Origin of the sequence: Rhodanobacter sp. MP7CTX1 (assembly GCF_014205795.1) — a bacterium.
Lineage (GTDB): Bacteria > Pseudomonadota > Gammaproteobacteria > Xanthomonadales > Rhodanobacteraceae > Rhodanobacter.
In genome coordinates, this window is record NZ_JACHCN010000002.1 from 21,102 (window position 1) to 43,543 (window position 22,442).

Here is a 22,442-nt window from a genome sequence, read left to right on the forward strand (position 1 = left end):
TCACTGCCCCGTTCATAGACTGGCTACCGCCAGCCCAAATCGATCGGCCATTTCCACATCGTCGGCCGCTGCAGTCAGTCGCCGCTGAACCTGTGCGGCACGGCACACGAGTACGCGTGCATCGGCGGCACTGATGTCTTCGGGCACGCGCTGCCCGTCGGTGGTGCAGTCCAGCGCCAGGCGGTAGCGGATCAGCACCGACAACACGCCGCCCAGGCTGGGTGCTTCGTCCAGCTTGGTCACGATGCAGGCTTGCGGCTTCATCGGCAGATAAGCGCGTACCGATTCGTCCAGCGACGAGGCCTGCGCATTTGCCGCCAGAACCAGGTAAGCGCGCAGCGGATGGGCACCATGGGCACCGGCCTCGCGCAGGACATCCATTTGTTGTTCCAGGCGCGGATCGTTGCCAGCCACTCCGGCGGTGTCGACCAGCACGGTGTGGTGGTCACGCAGACTATCGAGTGCTTGCGCCAGACTGGCCGCATCATGCGCCGGATGGACACGCACGCCGAGCAGGCGACCGTAGTGCTCCAGCTGCGCGGCAGCGCCGATGCGGTAATGATCGGTACTGACCAACGCTACTTTCGCCGGGCCGTGGCGCAATACCGCACGCGCCGCCAGTTTGGCAATCGTGGTGGTCTTGCCGACGCCCGTCGGACCCACCAGCGCTGTCATGCCACCGGTCTCGGCCAGATCGCGGCCGCTCACCTTGAGACTTCTGCTGAGCAAGCCAAGCGGCAAATAACGCGCCTGGTCGGCGCTTAGTTGCTCAGGCAGTTCTTCGACGAGTTTGCGTGCCACATCCGGCTCGATGCCCAGTCGCGTCATGTCGCGCAGCACGCGAGCACGCATCGGGCGGCGGCGTTCCATATCGTTCCAGGCGAGGCTGGACAGTTGCTGCTCCAGCAACTCGCGCAAGCCGCCCATCTCGACCCGCATGCGGGCCGCCTCGAGCACGCCCTGCTCGACGATCGGTTGCAGCATAGCCACTTCGCTGGGCGCCACCGGCATCGGCGGCGGCGTAGCGGCATGCACGCGCTTGTCGCCCACGGTCTCCGGCATCGGGGCGCCGTGCCTGGCTGCTTCGCGAATCAGAGTTTCGTCGTAGTCGACGGCAGCGATGATTTCAATGCCGTCTTCAAGACGCCGCGTGGAGAGAATCACCGCATCGGCACCCTGCTCTGCGCGAACTTCGCGCATGGCTTGCCGCATATCGTTGGCGAGGAAGCGCTTGATCTTCATGAGCGACGCCCGCACCGGATGCCCGACGCGCACGACAACCGCGTCGCGCATGTCGTGGTTCGCCATATCACTTTTGAATTGTCACGCTTCATCCAGTGCTCCGCCATCTTCGCCACGCCAGCTTCAGTTCATCGACCCAGTGCCTGCACCAGCCTCACTCGGCGGTTGTCCGGCACTTCGTTGTAAGCGAGTACATGCAGGTTCTGGGCCACATGGCGAGTGAACCTCGCGAGCCAAGGCCGCAGCTGGGGTTGCACCAACAACACCGCCGGCTCGCCGCCCGCTTCTTGCCGCTGCGCCGCCTCGGCTACGCTCTTCTGCAAACGATCGGCCAGCCCTGGTTCCACGGCAGCGCCCGCCGCACCGCTGCTGGTGAGGGAACTGAGCAGAATCTGCTCCAGCTCCGGAGCTAGCGTCAGCACGGGAATTTCGGTGCCCAGACCGGCGATTTCCTGGACGATCTGGCGGCCCAGCGCCACCCGTACCGACGCGGTCAAGGTGCCGGGATCCTGACTCTGCGCCGCATGCTCCGCCAAAGACTCGACGATGCTGCGCATGTTGCGGATCGGCACCCGTTCGGCCAGCAGGTTTTGCAGCACCTTGACCACCACACCGAGCGGCAACCGCTTGGGAATCAGATCTTCGACCAACTTCGGCGCACTCGTCGCCAGGCGATCCAGCAACTGCTGCACGTCCTGATGACTGAGCAATTCGTGCGAATGGTTCTGCAGGATGTGCGACAGATGCGTTGCGATCACCGTGGCTGGATCGACCACCGTGTAGCCCAGGCTTTGCGCGTGATCGCGCTGGTTGTTTTCAATCCATACCGCTTCCAGGCCAAATGCCGGGTCGCGCGTGCTCAGACCCTGCAACGTGCCATGCACACGACCCGGGTTGATCGCCATGAAGCGCTCCGTATAGACCTCCGCCTCGCCCATCGGTACGCCCATCAGGGCGATGCGGTAGGTGTTCGGGCCCAGGTCCAGGTTGTCGCGGATATGCACGGCCGACATCAGAAAGCCCAGTTCCTGGGACAGCTTGCGGCGTACCGACTTGATCCGCCCCATCAGCTCGCCGCCCTGGTTTTTGTCGACCAGTGGGATCAATCGATAGCCCACTTCCAGGCCGACTGGATCGACGCTGGCAACGTCCTCCCAGCCCAGTTCGAGCCGCTCGGTCGGTGTGGGTGCGGCCAGGGCAGCGGTGGCTGCGCTCGCCAGTTTGTTCTTCGCTTCGTGTTCGCGACGAACCATCAGCCAGGCGGCGCTACCGCAGGCAGCGGCCAGCGTCAGGAATGCGATGTTGGGCATGCCCGGGATCAATCCCATCACCGCAAGCACCACGCCGGCCACCGCAAGTGCGCGCGGCTGCGCGAATACCTGACCGATGACCTGCTTGCCCATATCCTGTGATTTGGACACGCGGGTAACAATCACCGCGGTGGCAACCGAGAGCATCAGCGAAGGTACCTGCGCCACCAGGCCGTCACCGATGGTGAGCAACGTATAGGTGCGGGCCGCCTCGCCTGCCGACAGACCGTGCTGCATGATGCCGACGAAGAAGCCGCCGACGATGTTGATGACCAGGATCAGGATGCCGGCGGTAGCGTCACCGCGGACAAACTTGGAGGCACCGTCCATCGAGCCGTAGAAGTCCGCTTCCTCGCGAACTTCCTGGCGTCGTTCCCGTGCCTGATCCTGAGTCAACAGTCCGGCATTGAGGTCGGCATCGATCGCCATCTGTTTGCCAGGCATGGAATCCAGCGTAAAGCGCGCGGTCACTTCCGACACGCGGGTGGCACCTTTGGTGATCACCACGAAGTTGATGATGGTGAGGATCGCGAACACCACCAGGCCGACGGCAAAATTGCCACCGATGACGAATTCGCCGAACGCTTCAATTACCTTGCCTGCGGCACCGGGGCCGTCGTGACCATGCAGCAGCACCACGCGGGTCGAAGCGATATTCAGTGCGAGCCGCAACAGCGTCGCCATCAACACGACCGTGGGGAACGCAGCGAACTCCAGCGGTCGCATCACGTAAACCACCGCCAGCAGAATCACCAGCGACAGGGCGATGTTGAAGCTGAAAAGCATGTCCAGCACGAACGGTGGCAGCGGCAACATCAGCATCGCCAGCATCGCCAGCATGACGATCGGCGCGCCTGCGCCTCGGCGGGTTACCTGCTTGAATGTACTAAACGCTGATACTGCGGCCATGCCTGTATGCCCTGATGGTTTGAATCACTGCGGTTCGCGGTAGCGGCCCTGGAGCTCCGGATCAATCTCCGGCTTTGGCAATACCGGTATGGGAGCGCCCTGTTCGGTCGCCTGTTTCAATTGATAGACATAGGCCAGGATCTGCGCCACGGCGGCATACAGCGCGGCGGGAATTTCCTGGCCGAGATGAGTGGTCGCATACAAGGCACGTGCCAACGGCGGCGCCTCGACCAATGGGATGCGGTGGGCCGATGCCACCAGCCGAATCTGCTGGGCCACCACGTCCGCACCCTTGGCAACGACCCGCGGTGCGCGCATGCGATTCTCGTCGTACTTCAGCGCCACCGCGAAGTGGGTCGGGTTCACCACGACCACGTCGGCCTTGGGCAACTCCTGCATCATGCGTCGACGCGACAGCTGCTGCGCCACCTGACGGATGCGCCCCTTCAACTCGGGGTTGCCGTCGGTGTCCTTGTGCTCGTCGCGCTGCTCCTGCTTGGTCATGCGGTGCCGGCGGTTGTAGTCAAAGCGCTGCCACACAGCATCGACGCCACCGATCACACCGAGCACCACCGCGAACAGCAAGCCCGCGTTGCCCAGCAAGGTCAGCATCTGCGCGATGCCGCTGCCGACCGTGCCGTTGCCGGTGGCAATCACGGCAGCCTCCTCATGGCGAAGCAGCAGTACCAGCGTGCCACCGATGAAGAGCAGCTTGAGCAGGGACTTGCTCAACTCGACCAGGCTATTGAGCGAGAACATCTTGGCCACGCCGGCAATCGGGTCGAGTCGTCCGAAGTTTGGCTGCAGTGCCTGCACGCTGAAATTAAGGCCACCGAGCAACATCGGCTCAGCCAGCGCCGCTATGGCGGTCGCCGCGAAGATCGGCACCATCAACGCAACGGCTTCTCGCCCCGCGGTGGACAGCGCATGCAACGGCAGCCGGTCACTGAACAGGTCAGTGCGCGAGTAGCTCAGGCCCAACCGATAGATCTGTCGCGCATGTGCGTACATCATGCTGCCGCTCGACAGCATGGCGCTCACACCCGCCAACACCACCAGCGCACCGGAGAGATCTCGCGAACGTGGGACTTCGCCTTTTTCGCGCGCGTCTTCCAGGCGCTTTTCTGACGCCTGTTCGGTGCGATCTTCATTTTCGCCCTCTGCCATGCCCTGCTCCTCAGGACCCGACCAGGTATTTCATCAGCGTCCATCCCCCGGCCTGCAGTGTGCTATAGGCGCCAGCAAGTCCACGCAGGCCCAGCCACAACGCGATAAACCCCGCGCAAATACTGATGGGAAAGCCCACGGCGAACAGATTCATGGACGGTGAGGCGCGGCTGGTTGCCGCAAAGCCGATGTTCACCAGCAGCAACGCCGTCATTGCGGGCAGCGCCACCCGAAGTGCGCCAGAGAACATATCGGCGCCTGAAGAAACCACGGCGAACAGCGTCTTGTCGCTGACGCCATCCATCCCTGGCGGCAACGTACGGAAACTGTCGGCCAGTAGCGAGATGACCTTCAGATGGCCGTCCATCGCAAGGAAGAGCAAGGTCACCAGCACCAGATAGAACTGCCCAAGCACCGGCACGTTGGTACCGCTGGTGGGATTGACCATTTCGGCAAAGCCCAGACCCATGCTCTGTCCGATCAGCATGCCGCCATAGGAAACAGCCTGGAATACCAGCTGCAATACGAAACCGACGCTGCCGCCAATCAACACCTGTACGACCATGGTGGCGACGCCGGTTGCACTGAACAGGTCCATCTGCTGTGCCGGCGCCAACGGGGACAGCACAAAAGTAAGCAGTACAGCGATAGCGCCGCGAACGCGCATGGGAATCACCTTGGCGCTGAACACTGGCGCCACCATGCAAAACCCGCCGACGCGCCCAAGCGCCCACAGCATGCCGCCCAGTGAGCTCATCAAGGCGGCCAGCTGCGTGCTGGTCATTTGATCGCCGCGGGCAAGCCGACAATAATGTCGTGGGTAAACTGCACCAGCGTGCGCAACATCCACGGTCCAACCAGCAGACCCACGATCGCCATCGCCAGCAATTTTGGAATGAAGCTGAGCGTCATTTCATGGATCTGCGTAGCCGCCTGGATGATGCCGACCAGCAGACCCACGGCCAGCGCAGTCAGCAGCATCGGTGCAGCCACCATCATTGCCACGAACAGGGCGTGCTGACCGAAGTTGATCACCCATTCCGGCGTCATGGATAGCGCCCCTGCAACTCGTTGGGGTCAGCAACGCCTTCAGCAAATGCCCCAACCGTGCCAACGCCGGCGTTCTCAAGAAACGAGACTGGCGCGAGCCAGAGTTCAGACAGCGGCGATGCCGACGACACGGAGTCGTTATAGACACTCATGTGTAGAAGCTCCCGGCCAACGTGCCGATCAACAACGACCAGCCGTCCACCAGCACGAACAGCATGATCTTGAACGGCAACGAGATGAGCGCCGGCGAAACCATCGCCATGCCCATCGACATGAGCACACTTGCCACCAGCAGATCGATCACCAGGAACGGTATGAACAAAAGGAATCCCATCTGGAACGAGGTCTTCAACTCGCTGGTAACGAAGGCGGGCATCGCAACACGAAACGGCACGGCCTCCTTGCTGGTATACGGCTGCTCCTTGGCCAGATGGGTGAAGAGCTGAAGGTCGGCGTCACGCGTCTGATCCAGCATGAAATGCTTGAAGGGCGCTGCCGCTGCGGGCACCGCGTCCTCTGCGCTCATCTGGTGATCCATATAGGGTTTCACGCCATCCACGTAAGCGCGGTTGATCACCGGTGACATCACGAACATGGTGAGGAACAACGCCAACCCCAACAGCACCTGGTTGGGTGGCGTGGATTGCGTCGCCAGGGCCTGCCGCAGAAAACTCAGCACGATGATGATGCGAGTGAACGACGTCATCATCAGCAGCACGGCCGGCAACAGCGTCAGCACTGTCATCAGTGCCAGCACCTGCAGCGACATGCTCCAGTTCTGCGCGCCGCCGACATTCTGCACGGTCAGCAGTGGAATCCCGGCGGGCTGGATCTGCGCGATCGGCGCAATCGGCGTGATCGCTGCCGTCGACACGGGAGGCGCGGCCAGCACGCCCAGCGGCAGCAGCAACAACAGCAGCACGCTCAGGACCAACAACATACGACGATTCATCAGCGACGCCTCCAGCGGCCAAGCAGCTCGCTAAAACTGGGTGGCGGGGCAGCTTCGACCGCGGCTACCGGTTCCACGCATTCATAGACATGCAAGGTGCGCACGCCACCGGCACCGACACCCACCAGCACGCGCTGACCCTCGACTTCCAGCAGCAGCACGCGTTCGCGCGAGCCCACCGGCAGCGTCTCGAGGCAACGCAGGCGTCGTCCGCCAACGAACTGGCGACCCTGCAGCCGGCGACCGAGCCAACCGGCTGCGAAAATCAGCAGGACGATCCCAGCCAGGCTCAGCAAGACACGCAGCAGTTCACCGGCGACATTGATATCGGGCAATGTCGGCTGGGCGATCGGCGCCAGGATGGCAAGCACCGCGCTCATCGCAACTTGCGCACGCGCTCGGACGGACTGAGTACGTCAGTCAGGCGAATACCAAATTTCTCGTTGATGACGACTACTTCGCCGTGCGCCACCAACGTGCCATTGACGAACACGTCCAGCGGCTCGCCCGCGGCACGATCGAGCTCCACCACCGAGCCCTGGTTCAGTTGCAGCAGATTGCGAATGCTGATGCGGGTGCGACCGACTTCCATGGCAAGCGTTACAGGAACGTCGAGGATCATGTCCAGGCTGACGTCGGGACCATCGGCAGGAGCCCCACTCAACGCGTCGAACTCGACGCGCCCTTCGCCGAGGGCGGAGGCTCCGTTGGTGTGAAGCACGCTTTCGGTGCTCTGGCTCATAGGACTTTCTCTTCGGAATAATCGAGTAATGACGGCCGCTCGCGACGCCCGACCTGGGATTTGAAACGCACGGCATAGCGCCCGTTGGATTGACCGTAACGGCCACGAAATATCGGTATATCTTCAGCAAACACGGTGGTCAGTTCCGGCAGCGTGAGCGGAATGACGTCACCGACCCGCAGCCACAGAAATTCGCCGATACTCATCTGGGACTCCAGTAGCAGCGCGCTCAGATCCACTTCCGCGTCCATGACTTCTTCGTGCAAATTGTTGATCCAGCGATCGTCGCGTTCCACGCGATCGCTTTGCACGCCCGCGTCGAGCACGGTGCGGATCGGCTCCACCATGGAATACGGCACGGTGAGATGGATTTCACCGCCACCGCCATCGAGCTCGACGTGGAAGCGCGACACCACCACCGTCTCGGTGGGGCTGACGATATTCGCGAACTGCGGATTGATTTCCGAATTGAGAAATTCGAACTGCACGGGCATCACGGGCGCCCATGCCTCCACCATCGAGGCAAACAGCTCGGCCAACAGAATCTGGATGACACGATTCTCGGTTGGCGTGAAATCGCGACCTTCGATGCGCGCATGGTAACGACCGTCGCCACCAAAGAAATTGTCGATCACGGTGAAGACCAGTCGCGGCTCCATCACCGCGAGCGCCGTACCGCGCAGCGGCTTGACCTTGATCAGGTTGAGATTGCTCGGTACCGCGAGACCATGCACGTACTCGTTGAACTTGAGCATGCGCACGCCGAGCACCGACACTTCACAGGTCTTGCGCAACACACCGAACAGTGCGGTGCGGAAGAAGCGCGCGAAACGCTCGTTGATCATCTCCAGCGTCGGCAACCGGCCGCGCACGATGCGATCCTGCTGGGTGAAATCGAAATCAATGACCGTGCCCGGCTCGGGTGGAACATCGCTTTCGGTTTCCACCTGGCCATCGTCGACGCCGTTGAGCAGCGCATCGATCTCTTCCTGTGAAAGTAGGTCGCTCATCGCTATCGATCTCTTACTGCATCACGAAGCTGGTGAAGTACAGCGCGTCCACGCCGGGTTTGCCGATCTTGTCGGCGACAATCTTGCGCACTGCCGTCAGTGCCTGTGCCTGCAGTTTCTGCTTACCGGCGGTATTGCTGAGCTCAGCAAAGGTCTGGCTACTGAAAAGGATCACCAGTGCGTTGCGAATGACCGGATCGTTGTCCTTCATCGCCTGGATCGCAGCAGGATCGTGCGACATCACCGTGACCCCAACCTGCAGATAGCGCGTGGCGTCGTCGTCCTGAAAATTCACCACAAATACCGGATCAAGCGGCAAGTACACAGCGGCAGCAGCGCCTGCCGCTGCGGCAGGCGCACCCGCCGCCGACTTGGCCTGCGCGGAGCGCTGGCCAACGAACATGAAACCGCCAATCCCCAACGCGACCAGCACCACCACCACTCCCGCAATCAACATCATGCGTTTGCCGCCACTTTTCTTGACGACTGCGACCGGCGCCTGGACCTCAACACTTTCAGCGTTAGCCATGAACAATCTCGTCCTCTCAACATGAATCTCTCGACGTCCGCTACCGCGGAACGCGCTTCCTGATGGTGTTTAGCAAGCGTCATGCCATCGGTGTAGATGGCGCTGCGATGCGCATTGGCCGGGGCTCGCGCCGAATCCGCAACGTTTTATTGACGCGCGACGACAAGCGGGCGCAAAGCTGGTGTGGTGATTCCGTCGGTGCTCGTGCGCGAGCCTCGTGGACAAATTTCGCCCACGCAAAAGACGGCCACGTGGGCCGTCGGGAATAACGTCGAACGACGAATCAGGCGAAGGCGTCGACCAGGCCGATGGCCCTCGGTTGTGCCGATGTGCTGGCCGACCCATCGGCCGGTTCTTCATCGGCGACGGTCGAACCGGATGACGATGACTGGCTTTGCGAACCAGTGAACTGATGCTGGCTGGCCTGCTGGCCAACTGTGGCCTGGCCCAGCGACAAGCCATGCCCGCCAAGCATCTGGTTGAGCTGACTGAGGCTCTGCTGCACGGCCGCTACGGTTGCAGGATGTTGGGCCATGAACGCTACATCAACCTTGCCGTGTTCAATGCTTACCTTTACGTCGAGCGGACCGAGCTCCTGCGGATTCAGGCGAATCTGCGCCTGCTTGATGTCCTGGTTGCCCAGCCATGCAACCTGCTGGCCCAACTGCTGCGAAAACGTCGGCGAATTGACTGGCGCATTGATGCTCAACGAATGCGGGGAAAGAATGCCAATCGGCGCCGTGGCGAACATTGGTGCACTGAGCGAGCCGTTCATTGCCGCAAGATCGCCGCCGCTTTGTGACTGGCTATCCGTTTCGGTGCTGGCGGCAACGACGGACAACGTGGCATGGCCTGCGCCAGGGAGCGCTCCGCTGGAAGCCTGCGCCGCATCGCCCGCAATCTGTCCCAGCAAGCTGCCAGCACCGGTGCCGCCATCGACGCCCGCACTGGCGGGATCGGTGTCGGCGGCGTCTGAGGCATCGGTGTCGTTCGTTGCGGAAATCGCACCGCCCGACTTGCCCGCGATCTGCGCTAGCGGCGTATTGCTCGCGGCCATGGTTGCTGGAACCACGCCTGACGTTGCGGCACCGCCGTCACTCTGCTCGGCAGCCCGACCCACGAGCGCGGGCACGGGAATGACGGTGCCGGCATTCGGCATCACACTTGGTTGCGGCTGCACGGGCGCATTTCCGTTGTCGCCCTGAAGTGGCGTCTTGCCCTTGGTGACTATTCCGTTGGGGGCTCCCGCTGCCGCTTCGTCGGCATTGCCCGAGGACTGGTCGATTAGACCCAGCACCGTCGTAGCCAGCGATGCCGTTGCCGTGTCGTCGGCGCTGGACGGGGCAGAGTTGTCGGTCGCGCTCGGCGTATTGACGTCTGAAACCGTCGATGTGTTGGCAGTGCTCGCGACCGCGTTTGCAGCGGAGGTCGCGGCAACAGCTGTGGTGGACGATGGACCCGAGTTTTTGCTGCTGGTTGTGTCGGAGCTGTCGTTGGCGCCGCTTTTTGCCGACGTGCGGGGCGCGGCTGGCGATGCACCTGACTGCCGCCGCCGCTCATCCTGCAGACGCGTATTGAACGCGCTGTCCGGGTTGCGCAGTCTCGCCTGATCAGTCGACGGAGACGGCGCGGCATGGCTATGAATGGCGGTCGTCGGACTGCCGGTAGTCAGGGCGGGTAGCGGACTGGCGCTCATGCTGTGGCACTCGTGCGAAACGGATTCTCACTGGCTGCAGCAAAAACCGGGCCAGCCTTTGAACGCGAATCAGAAGAAGCCGGCTGCGCGACGCCGGTTCTGCGTGTGCTCATCCATTTCGGCCTGCTCCTGCCGCTGCTCGCTCTGCTGCTCCTGCGTGCGAAAGCGCTCAACCACGCTGTCTAGCGCACGTTCACGGGCATGCGTCTGCAACCATTGCACGCGTGCCGTCTCCGTCACGCGCCGCTGGCGCTCCACTTCGCGTTTCTGCTGGGTGATGGCCTGATCGATGCGATCGACGAATTGTTGACGGTTGAGTAGCGCACTCACCGTCAGACCACCGGCGCTCAGGCTGTATTCCCTACGATAACGTTCCAGATCGTCGAGCTGCTGTTGCACGTAGGCCGTGCGCCGCTGCTGTCCGGCCAGCCGCTGCAGTGCGTCCTGCTCGCGGCGCTGCGCCTGTTCGACTGCCGGCTGCAATCTCGTCGAGCGCGCCGTCATGCGTTCACCTCGGCCGCGAGTGCACCCAGTCGATCCTGCGCCTCGCGCAACGTCACCGGTTCGTCGACTTCCTGCTGCAGAAATTTCAGTATCCGCGGCCACATCGCGATGGCCTGGTCCACCTGTGGATCGGCACCCTTCTGATAAGCGCCCACGGCAATCAGGTCGCGCTGCTGACGATAAGCCGAATACACTTTGCGGAAGCGCTGTGCGGCCTGCATCTGCTCTTTGCTGACCACCGCCGGCATCACGCGGCTGATCGAGGCTTCGATATCGATCGAAGGGTAGTGCCCTGCCTCGGCCAAGTCGCGCGATAGCACAATGTGCCCGTCGAGAATGGCGCGCGCGGCATCGGCAATGGGATCGTGCCGGTGGTCGTCGCCCTCGGTGAGTACGGTGTAAAACGCGGTGATCGAGCCGCGGCCATCGGCACCGTTGCCGGCGCGCTCGACCAGGGCCGGCATCAAGGCGAACACCGACGGCGGATAGCCCTTGGTCGCTGGCGGTTCGCCGATCGCCAGGGCAATCTCACGTTGCGCCTGGGCATAACGCGTCAACGAGTCCATCAACAAAAGTACGCGCAAACCGCGATCGCGGAACCACTCGGCAATCGCCGTGGCGTACTGCGCACCGCGCAGTCGCTTAAGCGGCGGAGCATCGGCTGGAGCAGCGACGATGACGGCACGCGCGCGACCCTCCACACCCAGCGTCTGCTCGACGAATTCCTTGACTTCGCGGCCGCGCTCGCCGATCAGGCCGACCACGACCACATCGGCATCGGTATAGCGCGTCATCATGCCGAGCAGGGTCGACTTGCCGACGCCCGAACCGGCGAACAGCCCCAGGCGCTGACCACGCCCAACCGTCAGCAACGCATTGATTGCACGCACCCCGGTATCCAGCGGCGTATCGATCGGCTTGCGCGCCATCGGGTTGATCGGGTCGCGCTTGAGCGCGGCATGTTCATCGAGATCGAGCGGACCCAAGTCATCCAGCGGCACGCCATCGGCGCCAATCACCCGGCCCAGCAACCCTTCACCGACCGGCAGACCACCAAGACGCGCACACGGACGCACCCGCGCATTTGGAAGTACACCGTGCATTTCAGAGACTGGCATCAGCAGCAGGCGGTCATCGGCGAAACCGACGACCTCGGTTTCCAGCGCGACACCATCGGCGGTGTCGACCAGGCAGCGTGAGCCCATGGCCGCTTCACAGCCTTCGGCCTCCAGCGTCAGCCCAACCACCCGGCGTAACCGACCTTCCACGGTGAGCATCGGCACCGTGGTCGCGCGCTTCGCACGTTTCGCCAATTGCTGCTGCCAACGCAGCCTGCGCGCTTCCGGCGACGGATCGCTAGGCGCGGGTTCGACGCTCACGCGACAACCTCGTCGTCGCCATCGTCTATATCGTTGCCGAGCACGGCGTCAATCACTGCCGCCAGACGCGTGTCGACCCGCGCGTCGAGCCGGGAACGCTCGCTTTCCAGTACACAGTCGCCGCGGCTGAGTTCAGGCTTCGCGCCGAGACGCCATAGCGGCTCGCTCGCACCGAGTTCACGCAACAAATTCAGGTCATCCGGATGCACCCACACGCGTAGATCGCGCGTCGCCGAGGGCAGTGCTGCCGCGGCGGCGCGCACGGCCTGCTCGATCAGCGATGGATCGAGCTGCAATTCGCGCGCAACCACTCGGCGTGCCATCACGCTGGCCAGTCGCGCCAGCTCTCGTTCGGTGATGTCATCGAGCGCTCCCAATGGACGGGCAGCGGCTGCACATAGCGCTTCGAAACGTGCCAGTTGCTGGTCCAGCTGATGTTTTGCGACCGCGCGCCCTTCGGCCAGGCCAGCAGCAAAGCCCTCGTCACGCGCGTGTCGCTCGATTTCTTCGAGCTCAAATATCGTCGGCCCGGGCGGCGGTGCCGGCTCGGCCACGACTTGCACGGCGGTATGGCCGACTTGCGGCGGATCCCAACGCTCGAAAGCAAAGGTTTTGTCGCGACTGAGCACGCTGGACATCAGACGAACTCATCGCCGTCGGCGGACAGACTTATCTGCCCGGCGTCGGCCAGTTTGCGTGCAATGGTGAGCACTTCCTTTTGCGCCGCGTCGACTTCGCTCAGCTTGACCGGGCCCTTTACCTCAAGGTCGTCACGCAGCATGTCGGCAGCGCGTTGGGACATGTTCGCGAAAATCTTGTCGCGCACCGCCGGCTCAGCGCCCTTCAGTGCCGTGATCAGGCGTGCCGACGGTACTTCGCGCAGCAAGGTCTGCATGCTGCGGTCGTCCAGATCGGCCAGGTCTTCGAACACGAACATCAATTCTTCTATGCGGCCACCGAGGCCCGCGTCCTGGCCGCGGATGGCCGACATCAGCTCCGCTTCGCGATTCGATTCCATCGCGTTGAGAATGTCGGCTGCGGCCTTGAGTCCACCGACGCTGGCGGACTTCAACTTGGTGGAGGTGCCGGAAAACTGGCGCTCCATGATTTCATCCAGCTCGTTGAGTGCGTGCGGTTGCACGCCATCGAGATTGGCGATGCGCATCACCGCGTCACTGCGCACGCGTGCAGGCAGATAACCGATCACTTCGGCAGCCTGGTCCGGCTCCAGATGCGCGAGCACCAGGGCGATGATCTGCGGATGCTCCATGCCGACCATCTCCGCGATGGCGCGGCTCTCCATCCACTTGAGCGATTCCAGCCCCTTGGTCGAGCGGCCCAGCAGGATGCGATCGATCAGACTGCCGGCCTTGGTTTCACCCAGCGCGCTGACCAGCATCTTGCGGATGTATTCCTCGGTACCTACGCCCAGCGAAGTTTGTCGACCCATGTCGTCGTTGAGATGGTTGAGGACTTGCTCCACCTGCTCACGCGACACGTTGGTCAGCGTTGCCATGGCCGTACCGACGGCTTGCACATCGCGCGCGCTGAGATGCTTGAGCACCTCGGCGGCGTCCTGTTCGCCCAACGTCAGCAGTAGGATCGCAGCGCGTCGTGCACCACTTATATCCTTTGCATCAACCGCCATCGTCGCCCACCCAATTCATGACTACCTGTGCCACCTGTTTCGGATTTTCCTGGACCAATTTGCGCGCCAGCCCGATCTTCTGCTCGTAAGCGATGGTCTGCTGCAATTGCGGCGTGTTGCCGCTGAGACGAACCGGTTCGTTGCGCTCATCCTGGTAGTCGTCATCGGCGATCCGCACCGACATGGTTGGCATCGGACCCGCCAACGCTGTCAGCGGCTCGGGTGCACGCATCAGGCCTTTGAGCATCGGACGCAGCAGGCCGAACGCGATCAGCAGCGCAATCAGAATGCCCACACCCTGCTTGATCAGATCCATCATGCCCGGGCGCTCCCACAGCGGCTGAACGAATGGCGCTTCCTCGTGCGGCGTTTCGGTAAACGCCTGATTGATCACGCTGACGCTGTCGCCGCGCTGCGCGTCGAAACCCACCGCATTCTTGGTGAGGTCGGTCAGATGCTGCAGATCCTGGCTGCTGAAAGGTACGCTCTTGCCCTTGCCGTCGATGGCAGCTTTGTTGTCCACCACCACGGCGACGGTCAGGCGGGTCAGGCGTCCGGCAGGGTCGCTGACATGGCTGATGGTGCGGCCAAGTTCGTAGTTCCGCGTGGAGTTCGACGTTGTTTCAGTGGGCGTGGCCGACTGTGCCGTCGCCGCATGCGCGCCGGCAGCAGCAGACGCGGGCGTTGCACCGGGTTTGGCGGCGGTGGGTTGCGCCACGGTGTTGGGCGGCTGATTGCTCAATGCACCAGCGATCGCGCCGCCAACGTCGTCCCTTTTCTGCACGCTGCTGGTCTGCTCGCTGCGCACCGCCGGGTTGGTGTTGTCGTAGCTCTCGGTAGCTTTCTCGGTCTGGCTGAAATCCAGATCCGCATAGACCTGTGCGCGCACGCGTCCCTGGCCAACCAATGGCGTAAGCAACTGTTCGATCCGCTGCGCATAGCTGTTCTCCATACGTGTAGCCAGCCGCAAGCGCATGTCGCCCACGGCGCCGGGACTATCGGGATCGCTGACCGTCAACAGCGCGCCCTGCTGATCAACCACCGATACCTGGGAGGGATCCAGATCAGGCACGCTGGAAGAGACCAGATGTACGATCGCAGCCACCTGGCTGCTGTCCAGTTGACGACCCGGGTACAGCGTCACCAACACGGATGCGCCAGCCGGATGGTTGTCACGAATGAAGGCGGACGCCTTGGGCAAGGCGAGATGGACACGTGCAGCGCGGACGAATTGCAGGCCGGCAATGGTGTTGCCCAAGTCCGTTTCCAGCATCTGCTGATAGTGCGTACTCTCGGCCAGGTCGCTCATGCCGAAAGGCGAGTCGCTCTGCGGCAGCGTGGCTCCAGCAGTACTGCCCTGCGGCAGTCCCTGACTGGCCAGACGAAGACGGGTATTGGCCAGGTCGGCGGCTGGCACGGAAATGGATGCACCATCGGCGCCGAGCTGGTAGGGCGTATTGGTCGCCTGCAATGCCTGGGTGACGCTCGCCGCGTCTTTGGGATCGAGACCCGCGTAGAGCAGCCCGTAGTTGGGACCGCGCGACCATAGAACGATAGCTACGCCGAAAGCCACCGCGCCGGCGACGCCGAACAGCAACAGCAAGAGTCGGGTCGCCGGATTGCGCAGGATGCTTTTCAGCGGATCCATGCGCGAACCGTTACCAGAAGGCGTGATGGCGTTTTCGGCCATGAATACTGCTCAGTATCGAGGACGCTTTGAAGCGTCAGGCGGCAATTCGATCGTCAGACCGGCATGTTCATGATGGTGCTGTACGCATCGGTGAGCTTGTTGCGCACCTGCACCAGCGAGCGAAACGCAAGATCGGCTTTCTGCCCGGCGATGACGGTGCTGCCGATGTCGGAACCGGCATCGCCCCGCTCAAACGCGTCGACCTTTGTCTGCGCGTCGTTCTGCGCACCAGCCACGGCAGACAACGACTGCGTGATCAGCGAGCTGATGCCGCCCGTCGCGGTATCCGCCACGGCAGCTAGCGACTGCTTCAGTAGCGAACCGAAATCGCTGCCCTGCGCCGCGCCAATCGACGGAGCGGCAGCTGATGTGGGAAACGAAGCTTGCGCGCCGAGCTGGCGCATTTGCGAAAGCACGTTGTTGACGTCAATTTGGCCCATGTCGGTTTTCCAACGCTGATGCGGTAATGAAGGGGTTAAAGCACAAGCCGTGCCACGGCGGCAACGTCATTCAATGCGCGGCAGCACCTGATTGCAGACCGTATTTGCGCAGCTTTTCGACCAGGGTCGTGCGCTGCATCCGTAGCAGTTTCGCGGCATGGGCAACCACGCCATCGGTATTGTCGAGCGCCTGGCGGATCAGCCCCACTTCGATGTCGGCCAGGTGATCTTTCAGATCCACGCCACCTTCAGGCAACAGCATGTCGGTCTCCAGCATGGCGCCGGCCAAGGTCGGCGGATGCTCATCCAGCATGGCCAGCAGCGAGCCACCTGCGACTTCTTCGCCAGCATGCGCACCGCGATACTTTTCTGGCAGGTCGCTGGCGCGCACTTCACTCTGGGGATAGAGAATCGCCATCCGCTCCACCAGATTCGAGAGCTCGCGCACATTGCCCGGCCACCCGTATTGACGCAGGGCCTGCATCGCGCCGCCGCTGAAACGCGCACCACCGAGGCCACGTCGCAGCAAGCGCTGGTTGAACTCGGTGATCAGCTCGGGCAGGTCTTCGAGATGCTGACGCAGCGACGGCATCTCCAGCGGAAACACGCTCAGGCGGTAGTAAAGGTCCTCGCGGAAACGCCCTTCGACAATCGCCCGCTCCAGATTACGGTGTGTCGCGGCAATGATTCGAACGTTGCTGCGCAGTGTGCGATTTCCGCCGACACGTTCATACATGCGCTCCTGCAGGACACGCAGCAGCTTGACCTGCATCGGCAGACTCATGTCACCGATTTCGTCAAGAAACAGGGTGCCGCCCTCAGCCATTTCAAAGCGGCCCTTGCGTGCACTGATCGCCCCCGTGAAGGAGCCTTTTTCGTGACCGAACAATTCGCTTTCGAGCAACTCGGCCGGGATCGCGCCGCAATTGATGGCGACGAACGGCTTGTCGCGACGCGGCGAGCAGTCGTGGATGCCGCGCGCCACCATTTCCTTGCCGGTGCCGGATTCGCCCAGCACGAGCACGCTGGAATCGAAGGGGGCGACCTGTTGGATCAAGGCGTTGACACGCGCCATCGCCTGGGAACTGCCAACCAGTCGCTGGGGGCCAGGGATGCCACCTGACAGACGCGCATGCAGACCGCGCATGGCATCGGCCAGCCGCTCGTAGCGCAACGGAAATTCCAGCAGTTCAAGCCGCTCCGAATAAGCGGACCCGTCAGCGGTCAGCCATGTTGCCTGCGGCGAATCCGCGGCGACCAGCAAGAGCAGCTGCTTGCTGTGCTGTTCCAGCGATTCCAGTATTCCTCGGCAGGCATCCCTGTCGTCGAGACTGCCCACATAGACGGCGCGCCAATCTTGCGTGGCAGAGTCGGCCACTAGCGAGGGATTCCACAATTGCGGGTAGTAGCCGAGAAAGATCAATGCCCAGACGATGTTGTCTGCCCGGGCTTCATCGGGCTCGATCACAAGAATATTGCTCTTCTGCATGGTGCAAGTTCACTTCCGAAACCATCGACCAAACACGGAGCAATCCCTGACCGTGTTTCCCCCGTATGCATTTGCGATCCATCGCAGCACCTGGAAGGTCTAAGGCAAGAAGGGCGCCAAAAAAACCACGGGGAGATTGCCCATACGCATACGAATGATTGGCGGGGCGGGCCAAAATTCTGCGAGGGCCTTGGTAGGAAAAAGTCCTAGATCCGTGATTTAGATCGATATTATTGGAACAAAAGCAGCCGCTGCGGACGCCTCTTCAGGCGGTGGAACGAGCGCAATCACGCCAAAATTTCACCGCACCAACCTCTCAAAGAGTGATGCAAGTCACGCTCGTTGCGAGACGTGCGTCCGGTGCTCCTCAGGTCGAGGTGAGGCGTGCCTCTGCCACTTTTCGTCGGTGATGACGAAAAACGAATCTATCCAACCCATCTGAGACCAACTCACTTGGTTGGAAAAAAGAAACAAAAGCATTCCCATCGTCGAATCGCTGCACAAACTGAGATGGAAGCTCCAGCGGAAGCGCGCGACAAGCGTCGAAATGGAGACTTACCAACAGCGGCCCTGTTGCCGGCAACATCGCTTGCGGGACAACCACGCCGAGCGCATTGAAACGGATCGGTTGTCTGGAGGGTAATAGTGCAACCGGGATCAGCAGACGATTGACGATCTCCATCAACACATTGATCTTGCTGTCCATGTGCAGCAGTTCCTGCATCACCGGACTGTCTTCGTCGCTGCCATTCTCGGCCCGACGCTCATCCAGCGAGGCAAGCGCACGCAATACATGCAGATTTCGCTCGTTGTAGCCGGCCAGCGCCAACGCATCGGGCAAGCTGTCCATGGAAACCACGGCGATATGCAGGATGCCCTCGTAGGCCATCCGCTGGAAAAATTCTTGCCACCTTTCGTCTTGCATTTGTATTGACCGCTCCCACGGCTGCCGTTGAATGGATCCTATCGCCCGGGCGGCGCGTTCATCCACAACGCATGCCCATGCGTAGGACCCGAGCGACTCTCATCTCAGCTCAGCTCAGCCGGATGAGGCTATGTAGGTACTCAAGGCGCGATGGTTGTATTTATGCTGGCCCAGTTGTCGCTCTACCCCCGCGCGTGCGAGCTCTGCGCGTTCCAGCAAGCGGCGATTGTGTTCATGCAAGGTCGTCAGCGCTTCAATGTTGTACCGGTCGGCAGCATGCGGCTGCCGAATGCACGCTTGCCGATCGACGTCGAGCTCGGCGACATGCGACCAATGGCCCAGGTCAGCCGCATCGAGCATCTGCGCGGAAATATCCAGCGCCTGCCGTAGGGCCGCGTGCGCGGCGCCACTCATCCCAGCTTCGCCTTCGGCTGAGCCTGGGCTTCCTGCGCCAGAAAAGTCGCGCGAATACCGTGCCAGGCCTCGCGGATGGGGGCCAACAAGCGTTGACTCTCGTCCAGCGCCGCAAGATCGTCGTTGAGCTGGGCATGCAGCAAGCGACGGGTGATGTAGTCGTAAAGGCTGTCCAGCCGTCCAGTCAACGTCGGCTCCACGCTATGGTCAAGACTCTGGCGCAACTCGCCGAGGATGCCGATGGCCTTGGCAAAGGTCTGCCCCTTGGCCACAACGTCCTTATGCAGGATATGGCCACGGGCCTGATTGATCCGATCGGCCAAGCCATCGAGCAACATGGCAATCAGCTGATGGCGATCTGCCCCTTCGACACTGCCTTGCACACTGGTCTGGCGGTACAGAGAACTGGCGTTTCGCATCATGGCGTAGCTCATGGCGCTTCCCTAAGTATCAGTTTTTGTTGTTGCTGGTGCCGTTGAGCGATGCCAACGACTGGGTGAGAAAGGAACTGGTGTTGTTGAGCGACGTCATCATGGTGCTCAGATTCGTGTATTGCTGGACCAGCTGCTGCTGGTAAACCGCCATGCGCGCGTTCAACGCCGTCGTCTGGGTACCCAGATTTTTGACGGAGCTGTTGAGGCTGTTGATCCGGCTTTGCAGAATCCCGTCGCTGCTGTTGTAGTTGCCGACCAACGTGCTGAGCTGAGTGGCCAAACCCTTACTGCTTGCGAACAGGTTCTGCACCGCTGACGAATTATTGGACAGCGCCGTGCTCAACGTCTGCGTGTTGAGCGACATGCTGCCATCGGCATTGCGGGTGATGCCGAGACTGGCCAAGGTGCCAATGCTGTTGCCGTGGAGCGATGCGCCCAACACGTTGGAAAGCTGGCTCTGGATGGAGTTCATCGTCGAATCACCCAGCAGCACACCCGCCGCACCGGTGGTGGGGTCGAAACTATTCAACGTACTGACTATGCTGGCGTACTGGTTGTACGCGGTGACGAAGTCGTTCACCGCTGTGGTGATCGGCCCCGTGTTCTGCGCCACCGTAAGTTGCGTGGTACCGGTGGCGGTCAGGTTCATCGTCACGCCGGTCAAGACACCGCTGACGTTGTTGGAGGCACTCGTCGCCGGAATGCCGTCGATCGTCAGCTTGGCGTCAGTCGCCTCGTTGCTGCCGGGCGTACCAAGCGACGTCGCCAGCGCGCTCAGGCCACTGCTGCTACCGCTGGTGGCGCTGATGGTGAACGCATTCGCTACACCGGTGCTGGTCGATGTCAGCACCAGCTGGGAGCCGTTCGTGCCCGCGACGACAGTGGCCGAAACGCCCGGATTGCTGGTCGAATTGTTGATCGACGTGGCGATGCTCGACAGCGTGTCGCTGGCAGAGACCGAGATATTCATGGTTTTGCTGCCCACGCCGATGCTAAGCGTGCCGCTACCCACCGCCGCCGTGTTGGCAACGGCGCTGCTCGTTCGCATCTGCGCTGTCGCCAACGAGGTGACATCGATGCTGTACGTACCCGCTGCCGCGTTGGGCAATGTCGTCGCCGAACCCAGCGCGGTATTCGCAAACGTGGCGCCAAAAGTCGAATAGGTCGTACTGGAAGTGAGCTCCGACAACGCCGACTGCAAGCCACTCAACGCTGTGCTGAGGCCAGTCAACCCGGCGATCTGGTTCTGGTCCTCCTGCGTCTGCGCCGTGATCTGTGCCTGCGGACCTGCTTGCTCCGCGTTGACCAGCGCGCTGATGATCGAGTTTACGTCCAGGCCGGTGCCCAGCCCCAGCGAGCTCAGCAGGCCGGTGCCGCTGATGCTGGCAAGGCCTGTGCCGCTCGCGGAAGGCGAGCTACTCGACGGTGGTGTACTAGCCGTGCTGGCTGTACTCGATGAGGTGCCTGAAATGCTGGTCATGCAAAGCCTCGCAAAATGGTTGGTCGCAACATCACGGTTTCGCCGCGATCCGCCAAGCTGCCGGCAAAGCCCACGCCAGATGCGAAAGCTTTACCCGCCACTCGAGCGTGTTTTCTGGCGGCAAACCGCACCGCCAGAACGCACAAGCAAAAAGCTGGCCATGGCGATGCCGTCATGGCCAGTCGAAGCGATTACTGCAGCAGCTTGAGGATGCTCTGCGACTGCGAGTTGGCCGTGGCCAATACCGAGATACCGGCCTGCTGCAACACCTGCGACTGACTCAACTTGGCAGTTTCCGCAGCGAAATCCGTATCCTGGATCGAGCTTTGCGACGCCGTGAGGTTGGTCTGCTGCGCGCCCAGGGTGGCGATGGTCGACTGAAAGCGGTTCTGCACCGCACCCAGGTTGCTGGAGAAGGTACTGACCGCGGTCAGCGCCGCATCGACACGCGAGATCAGCTGGTTGGCATCATCCACCGTCAACACATCGCTACCCTGCAGCGAACCGCCCGCATTGATGGTGTTGCCCGCGGTATACGAGCCGGTGGAGGTTGCAGATCCCGCCGAACCAGTGACACCGTTAAAGGTTGCCGAGGAAGTCAGACCGCCGCCGCTACCGGCCACGGAAGTGGCGGACGACGCACCACCCGAGACCGCCAGGCTGCCGGCAGAGAAGATGTTGACGCCACCGCTGGCGTTGACCGCCGCGCTGACGCCAGACAGGCCGGTCGCATTGATGGCGTCTGCCACGTCCTGCGCGGATGTAGCGGTGCCGGACAGCGTCACGCTGGCGCCGTTGGCACCGCTGATGCTGATGGTGGACAGGTCGAGCGTCGTGGCGTTGCCGGAGGCGTCGACGAAGTCGCCACTCAGGTTGGCGGTGGAAACTTCCGAGATCTGCCCCATCTGGCCTGTGGTCACACCTTGACCCAGACTCAAGTTGATGGTCTGACCCACGTTGGCGCCAATCTGGAACGAAAGGCTGCTGGTCGAGCCGTTCAGGACGTTAGTGCCGTTGAAGCTGGTCTGGTTGGCAATACGGGTAATTTCCGACAGGAACTGCTGTACGGAAGTATTGATGGCGGCACGGTCGGAAGACTGGAACGTGCCGTTGGCAGCCTGCACCGCCAAGTCGCGAATGGACTGCAGGTTGGAGGTGACCTGGGTCAGCGCCGATCCTGCGGTCTGCGCCAGGTTGATGGCGTCGCTGGCGTTCTGGCTGGCCTGCGACAAGCCGCCGATCTGGGTCTGGAAGCGGGTTGCGATGGCGAAGCCGGCAGCATTGTCGGCGGCGCTGTTGATCTTCAGACCCGAGGACAGATCCTCGGTGGCCGTGTTCAGTTCGCTCGACGACTTGTTCAGATTGTTCTGTGCTTGCAACGAAGAAATATTGGTATTGAGGACGAGTGACATGGAAGTCTCCTTGGAACCGA

The 22,442-nt window shown here is 62.0% G+C and carries 24 protein-coding genes; 1 reads left to right on the forward strand and 23 read right to left on the reverse strand.

The window, feature by feature from the left end:
* Positions 1–12: 12 nt before the first annotated feature.
* From flhF to HDE77_RS02865, 20 genes are all read right to left on the reverse strand, one after another.
* Complete coding sequence (gene flhF / locus HDE77_RS02770) at positions 13–1,293, reverse strand: flagellar biosynthesis protein FlhF (RefSeq protein ID WP_255482516.1); 1,281 nt, start codon at positions 1,291–1,293, stop codon at positions 13–15.
* A 77-nt stretch (positions 1,294–1,370) separates the two neighbouring features.
* Positions 1,371–3,461, reverse strand: a complete 2,091-nt coding sequence (gene flhA, locus HDE77_RS02775) for a flagellar biosynthesis protein FlhA (protein WP_184415637.1) — start codon at positions 3,459–3,461, stop codon at positions 1,371–1,373.
* A gap of 24 nt (positions 3,462–3,485) precedes the next feature.
* Complete coding sequence (flhB, locus tag HDE77_RS02780; RefSeq protein ID WP_184415638.1) at positions 3,486–4,628, reverse strand: flagellar biosynthesis protein FlhB; 1,143 nt, start codon at positions 4,626–4,628, stop codon at positions 3,486–3,488.
* Between the two features lie 10 nt (positions 4,629–4,638).
* Positions 4,639–5,412 (reverse strand): flagellar biosynthetic protein FliR, encoded by a 774-nt coding sequence (fliR, locus tag HDE77_RS02785; RefSeq protein WP_184415639.1) that lies wholly within the window; start codon positions 5,410–5,412, stop codon positions 4,639–4,641.
* Positions 5,409–5,678: a flagellar biosynthesis protein FliQ gene (fliQ, locus tag HDE77_RS02790; RefSeq protein WP_184415640.1), complete on the reverse strand. Its 270-nt coding sequence runs from the start codon at positions 5,676–5,678 to the stop codon at positions 5,409–5,411. The genes fliR and fliQ overlap by 4 nt, the downstream gene beginning before the upstream one ends.
* Complete coding sequence (locus HDE77_RS02795) at positions 5,675–5,830, reverse strand: hypothetical protein (protein WP_184415641.1); 156 nt, start codon at positions 5,828–5,830, stop codon at positions 5,675–5,677. The genes fliQ and HDE77_RS02795 overlap by 4 nt, the downstream gene beginning before the upstream one ends.
* Positions 5,827–6,630 (reverse strand): flagellar type III secretion system pore protein FliP, encoded by an 804-nt coding sequence (gene fliP, locus HDE77_RS02800; protein ID WP_184415642.1) that lies wholly within the window; start codon positions 6,628–6,630, stop codon positions 5,827–5,829. Before fliP ends, HDE77_RS02795 begins: the two co-directional genes overlap by 4 nt.
* Complete coding sequence (gene fliO, locus HDE77_RS02805; RefSeq protein ID WP_184415643.1) at positions 6,630–7,010, reverse strand: flagellar biosynthetic protein FliO; 381 nt, start codon at positions 7,008–7,010, stop codon at positions 6,630–6,632. The genes fliP and fliO overlap by 1 nt, the downstream gene beginning before the upstream one ends.
* Positions 7,007–7,372, reverse strand: coding sequence for a flagellar motor switch protein FliN (gene fliN / locus HDE77_RS02810; RefSeq protein WP_184415644.1), 366 nt, complete (start codon positions 7,370–7,372; stop codon positions 7,007–7,009). Before fliN ends, fliO begins: the two co-directional genes overlap by 4 nt.
* On the reverse strand, positions 7,369–8,388 hold the full coding sequence (gene fliM / locus HDE77_RS02815) for a flagellar motor switch protein FliM (RefSeq protein ID WP_343206057.1): 1,020 nt from the start codon (positions 8,386–8,388) through the stop codon (positions 7,369–7,371). The genes fliN and fliM overlap by 4 nt, the downstream gene beginning before the upstream one ends.
* A 7-nt stretch (positions 8,389–8,395) precedes the next feature.
* Positions 8,396–8,911 (reverse strand): flagellar basal body-associated FliL family protein, encoded by a 516-nt coding sequence (locus HDE77_RS02820; protein WP_184415646.1) that lies wholly within the window; start codon positions 8,909–8,911, stop codon positions 8,396–8,398.
* Positions 8,912–9,194: 283 nt separating this feature from the next.
* On the reverse strand, positions 9,195–10,607 hold the full coding sequence (locus HDE77_RS02825) for a flagellar hook-length control protein FliK (protein WP_184415647.1): 1,413 nt from the start codon (positions 10,605–10,607) through the stop codon (positions 9,195–9,197).
* A gap of 69 nt (positions 10,608–10,676) precedes the next feature.
* Positions 10,677–11,111, reverse strand: coding sequence for a flagellar export protein FliJ (gene fliJ, locus HDE77_RS02830; RefSeq protein ID WP_184415648.1), 435 nt, complete (start codon positions 11,109–11,111; stop codon positions 10,677–10,679).
* The gene (fliI, locus tag HDE77_RS02835) at positions 11,108–12,490 is read right to left on the reverse strand and encodes a flagellar protein export ATPase FliI (RefSeq protein ID WP_343206052.1); all 1,383 of its coding nucleotides are present in this window, start codon (positions 12,488–12,490) and stop codon (positions 11,108–11,110) included. Before fliI ends, fliJ begins: the two co-directional genes overlap by 4 nt.
* Entirely contained in the window at positions 12,487–13,128 is a 642-nt protein-coding gene (locus HDE77_RS02840; protein ID WP_184415649.1) for a FliH/SctL family protein, read from the reverse strand. Before HDE77_RS02840 ends, fliI begins: the two co-directional genes overlap by 4 nt.
* On the reverse strand, positions 13,128–14,117 hold the full coding sequence (fliG, locus tag HDE77_RS02845) for a flagellar motor switch protein FliG (RefSeq protein ID WP_343206058.1): 990 nt from the start codon (positions 14,115–14,117) through the stop codon (positions 13,128–13,130). The genes HDE77_RS02840 and fliG overlap by 1 nt, the downstream gene beginning before the upstream one ends.
* A gap of 10 nt (positions 14,118–14,127) precedes the next feature.
* On the reverse strand, positions 14,128–15,828 hold the full coding sequence (gene fliF, locus HDE77_RS02850) for a flagellar basal-body MS-ring/collar protein FliF (protein WP_184415651.1): 1,701 nt from the start codon (positions 15,826–15,828) through the stop codon (positions 14,128–14,130).
* Positions 15,829–15,881: 53 nt separating this feature from the next.
* On the reverse strand, positions 15,882–16,268 hold the full coding sequence (locus HDE77_RS02855; RefSeq protein WP_184415652.1) for a flagellar hook-basal body complex protein FliE: 387 nt from the start codon (positions 16,266–16,268) through the stop codon (positions 15,882–15,884).
* 70 nt (positions 16,269–16,338) lie between these two features.
* On the reverse strand, positions 16,339–17,757 hold the full coding sequence (locus tag HDE77_RS02860; RefSeq protein WP_184415653.1) for a sigma-54 dependent transcriptional regulator: 1,419 nt from the start codon (positions 17,755–17,757) through the stop codon (positions 16,339–16,341).
* Between the two features lie 367 nt (positions 17,758–18,124).
* Positions 18,125–18,682 carry a PilZ domain-containing protein gene (locus HDE77_RS02865; protein WP_184415654.1) on the reverse strand — a complete coding sequence of 186 codons (558 nt, stop codon included), beginning with the start codon at positions 18,680–18,682 and terminating at the stop codon, positions 18,125–18,127.
* Positions 18,683–18,844: 162 nt separating this feature from the next.
* On the opposite strand from HDE77_RS02865, the gene HDE77_RS02870 reads away from it, so the two are divergent.
* Complete coding sequence (locus tag HDE77_RS02870) at positions 18,845–19,072, forward strand: hypothetical protein (RefSeq protein WP_184415655.1); 228 nt, start codon at positions 18,845–18,847, stop codon at positions 19,070–19,072.
* A gap of 20 nt (positions 19,073–19,092) precedes the next feature.
* On the opposite strand, the gene fliS is transcribed toward HDE77_RS02870, so the two are convergent.
* The 3 genes from fliS to HDE77_RS02885 form a co-directional block, all read right to left on the reverse strand.
* Positions 19,093–19,530: a flagellar export chaperone FliS gene (gene fliS, locus HDE77_RS02875; protein ID WP_184415656.1), complete on the reverse strand. Its 438-nt coding sequence runs from the start codon at positions 19,528–19,530 to the stop codon at positions 19,093–19,095.
* A gap of 16 nt (positions 19,531–19,546) precedes the next feature.
* Positions 19,547–21,010 carry a flagellar filament capping protein FliD gene (gene fliD, locus HDE77_RS02880; RefSeq protein ID WP_184415657.1) on the reverse strand — a complete coding sequence of 488 codons (1,464 nt, stop codon included), beginning with the start codon at positions 21,008–21,010 and terminating at the stop codon, positions 19,547–19,549.
* Positions 21,011–21,201: 191 nt separating this feature from the next.
* The gene (locus HDE77_RS02885) at positions 21,202–22,422 is read right to left on the reverse strand and encodes a flagellin (protein ID WP_184415658.1); all 1,221 of its coding nucleotides are present in this window, start codon (positions 22,420–22,422) and stop codon (positions 21,202–21,204) included.
* Between the last annotated feature and the right edge of the window lie 20 nt (positions 22,423–22,442).

Excerpts from the sequence above, each read along its gene's own strand:
- flhF (WP_255482516.1), bottom strand. The coding sequence starts at position 1,293 with ATGCGCGACGCGGTTGTCGTGCGCGTCGGGCATCCGGTGCGGGCGTCG.
- flhA (WP_184415637.1), bottom strand. The coding sequence starts at position 3,461 with ATGGCCGCAGTATCAGCGTTTAGTACATTCAAGCAGGTAACCCGCCGA.
- flhB (WP_184415638.1), bottom strand. The coding sequence starts at position 4,628 with ATGGCAGAGGGCGAAAATGAAGATCGCACCGAACAGGCGTCAGAAAAG.
- fliR (WP_184415639.1), bottom strand. The coding sequence starts at position 5,412 with ATGACCAGCACGCAGCTGGCCGCCTTGATGAGCTCACTGGGCGGCATG.
- fliQ (WP_184415640.1), bottom strand. The coding sequence starts at position 5,678 with ATGACGCCGGAATGGGTGATCAACTTCGGTCAGCACGCCCTGTTCGTG.
- HDE77_RS02795 (WP_184415641.1), bottom strand. The coding sequence starts at position 5,830 with ATGAGTGTCTATAACGACTCCGTGTCGTCGGCATCGCCGCTGTCTGAA.
- fliP (WP_184415642.1), bottom strand. The coding sequence starts at position 6,630 with ATGAATCGTCGTATGTTGTTGGTCCTGAGCGTGCTGCTGTTGTTGCTG.
- fliO (WP_184415643.1), bottom strand. The coding sequence starts at position 7,010 with ATGAGCGCGGTGCTTGCCATCCTGGCGCCGATCGCCCAGCCGACATTG.
- fliN (WP_184415644.1), bottom strand. The coding sequence starts at position 7,372 with ATGAGCCAGAGCACCGAAAGCGTGCTTCACACCAACGGAGCCTCCGCC.
- HDE77_RS02820 (WP_184415646.1), bottom strand. The coding sequence starts at position 8,911 with ATGGCTAACGCTGAAAGTGTTGAGGTCCAGGCGCCGGTCGCAGTCGTC.
- HDE77_RS02825 (WP_184415647.1), bottom strand. The coding sequence starts at position 10,607 with ATGAGCGCCAGTCCGCTACCCGCCCTGACTACCGGCAGTCCGACGACC.
- fliJ (WP_184415648.1), bottom strand. The coding sequence starts at position 11,111 with ATGACGGCGCGCTCGACGAGATTGCAGCCGGCAGTCGAACAGGCGCAG.
- HDE77_RS02840 (WP_184415649.1), bottom strand. The coding sequence starts at position 13,128 with ATGTCCAGCGTGCTCAGTCGCGACAAAACCTTTGCTTTCGAGCGTTGG.
- fliF (WP_184415651.1), bottom strand. The coding sequence starts at position 15,828 with ATGGCCGAAAACGCCATCACGCCTTCTGGTAACGGTTCGCGCATGGAT.
- HDE77_RS02855 (WP_184415652.1), bottom strand. The coding sequence starts at position 16,268 with ATGGGCCAAATTGACGTCAACAACGTGCTTTCGCAAATGCGCCAGCTC.
- HDE77_RS02860 (WP_184415653.1), bottom strand. The coding sequence starts at position 17,757 with ATGCAGAAGAGCAATATTCTTGTGATCGAGCCCGATGAAGCCCGGGCA.
- HDE77_RS02865 (WP_184415654.1), bottom strand. The coding sequence starts at position 18,682 with ATGCAAGACGAAAGGTGGCAAGAATTTTTCCAGCGGATGGCCTACGAG.
- HDE77_RS02870 (WP_184415655.1), top strand. The coding sequence starts at position 18,845 with ATGCTGGCCCAGTTGTCGCTCTACCCCCGCGCGTGCGAGCTCTGCGCG.
- fliS (WP_184415656.1), bottom strand. The coding sequence starts at position 19,530 with ATGAGCTACGCCATGATGCGAAACGCCAGTTCTCTGTACCGCCAGACC.
- fliD (WP_184415657.1), bottom strand. The coding sequence starts at position 21,010 with ATGACCAGCATTTCAGGCACCTCATCGAGTACAGCCAGCACGGCTAGT.
- HDE77_RS02885 (WP_184415658.1), bottom strand. The coding sequence starts at position 22,422 with ATGTCACTCGTCCTCAATACCAATATTTCTTCGTTGCAAGCACAGAAC.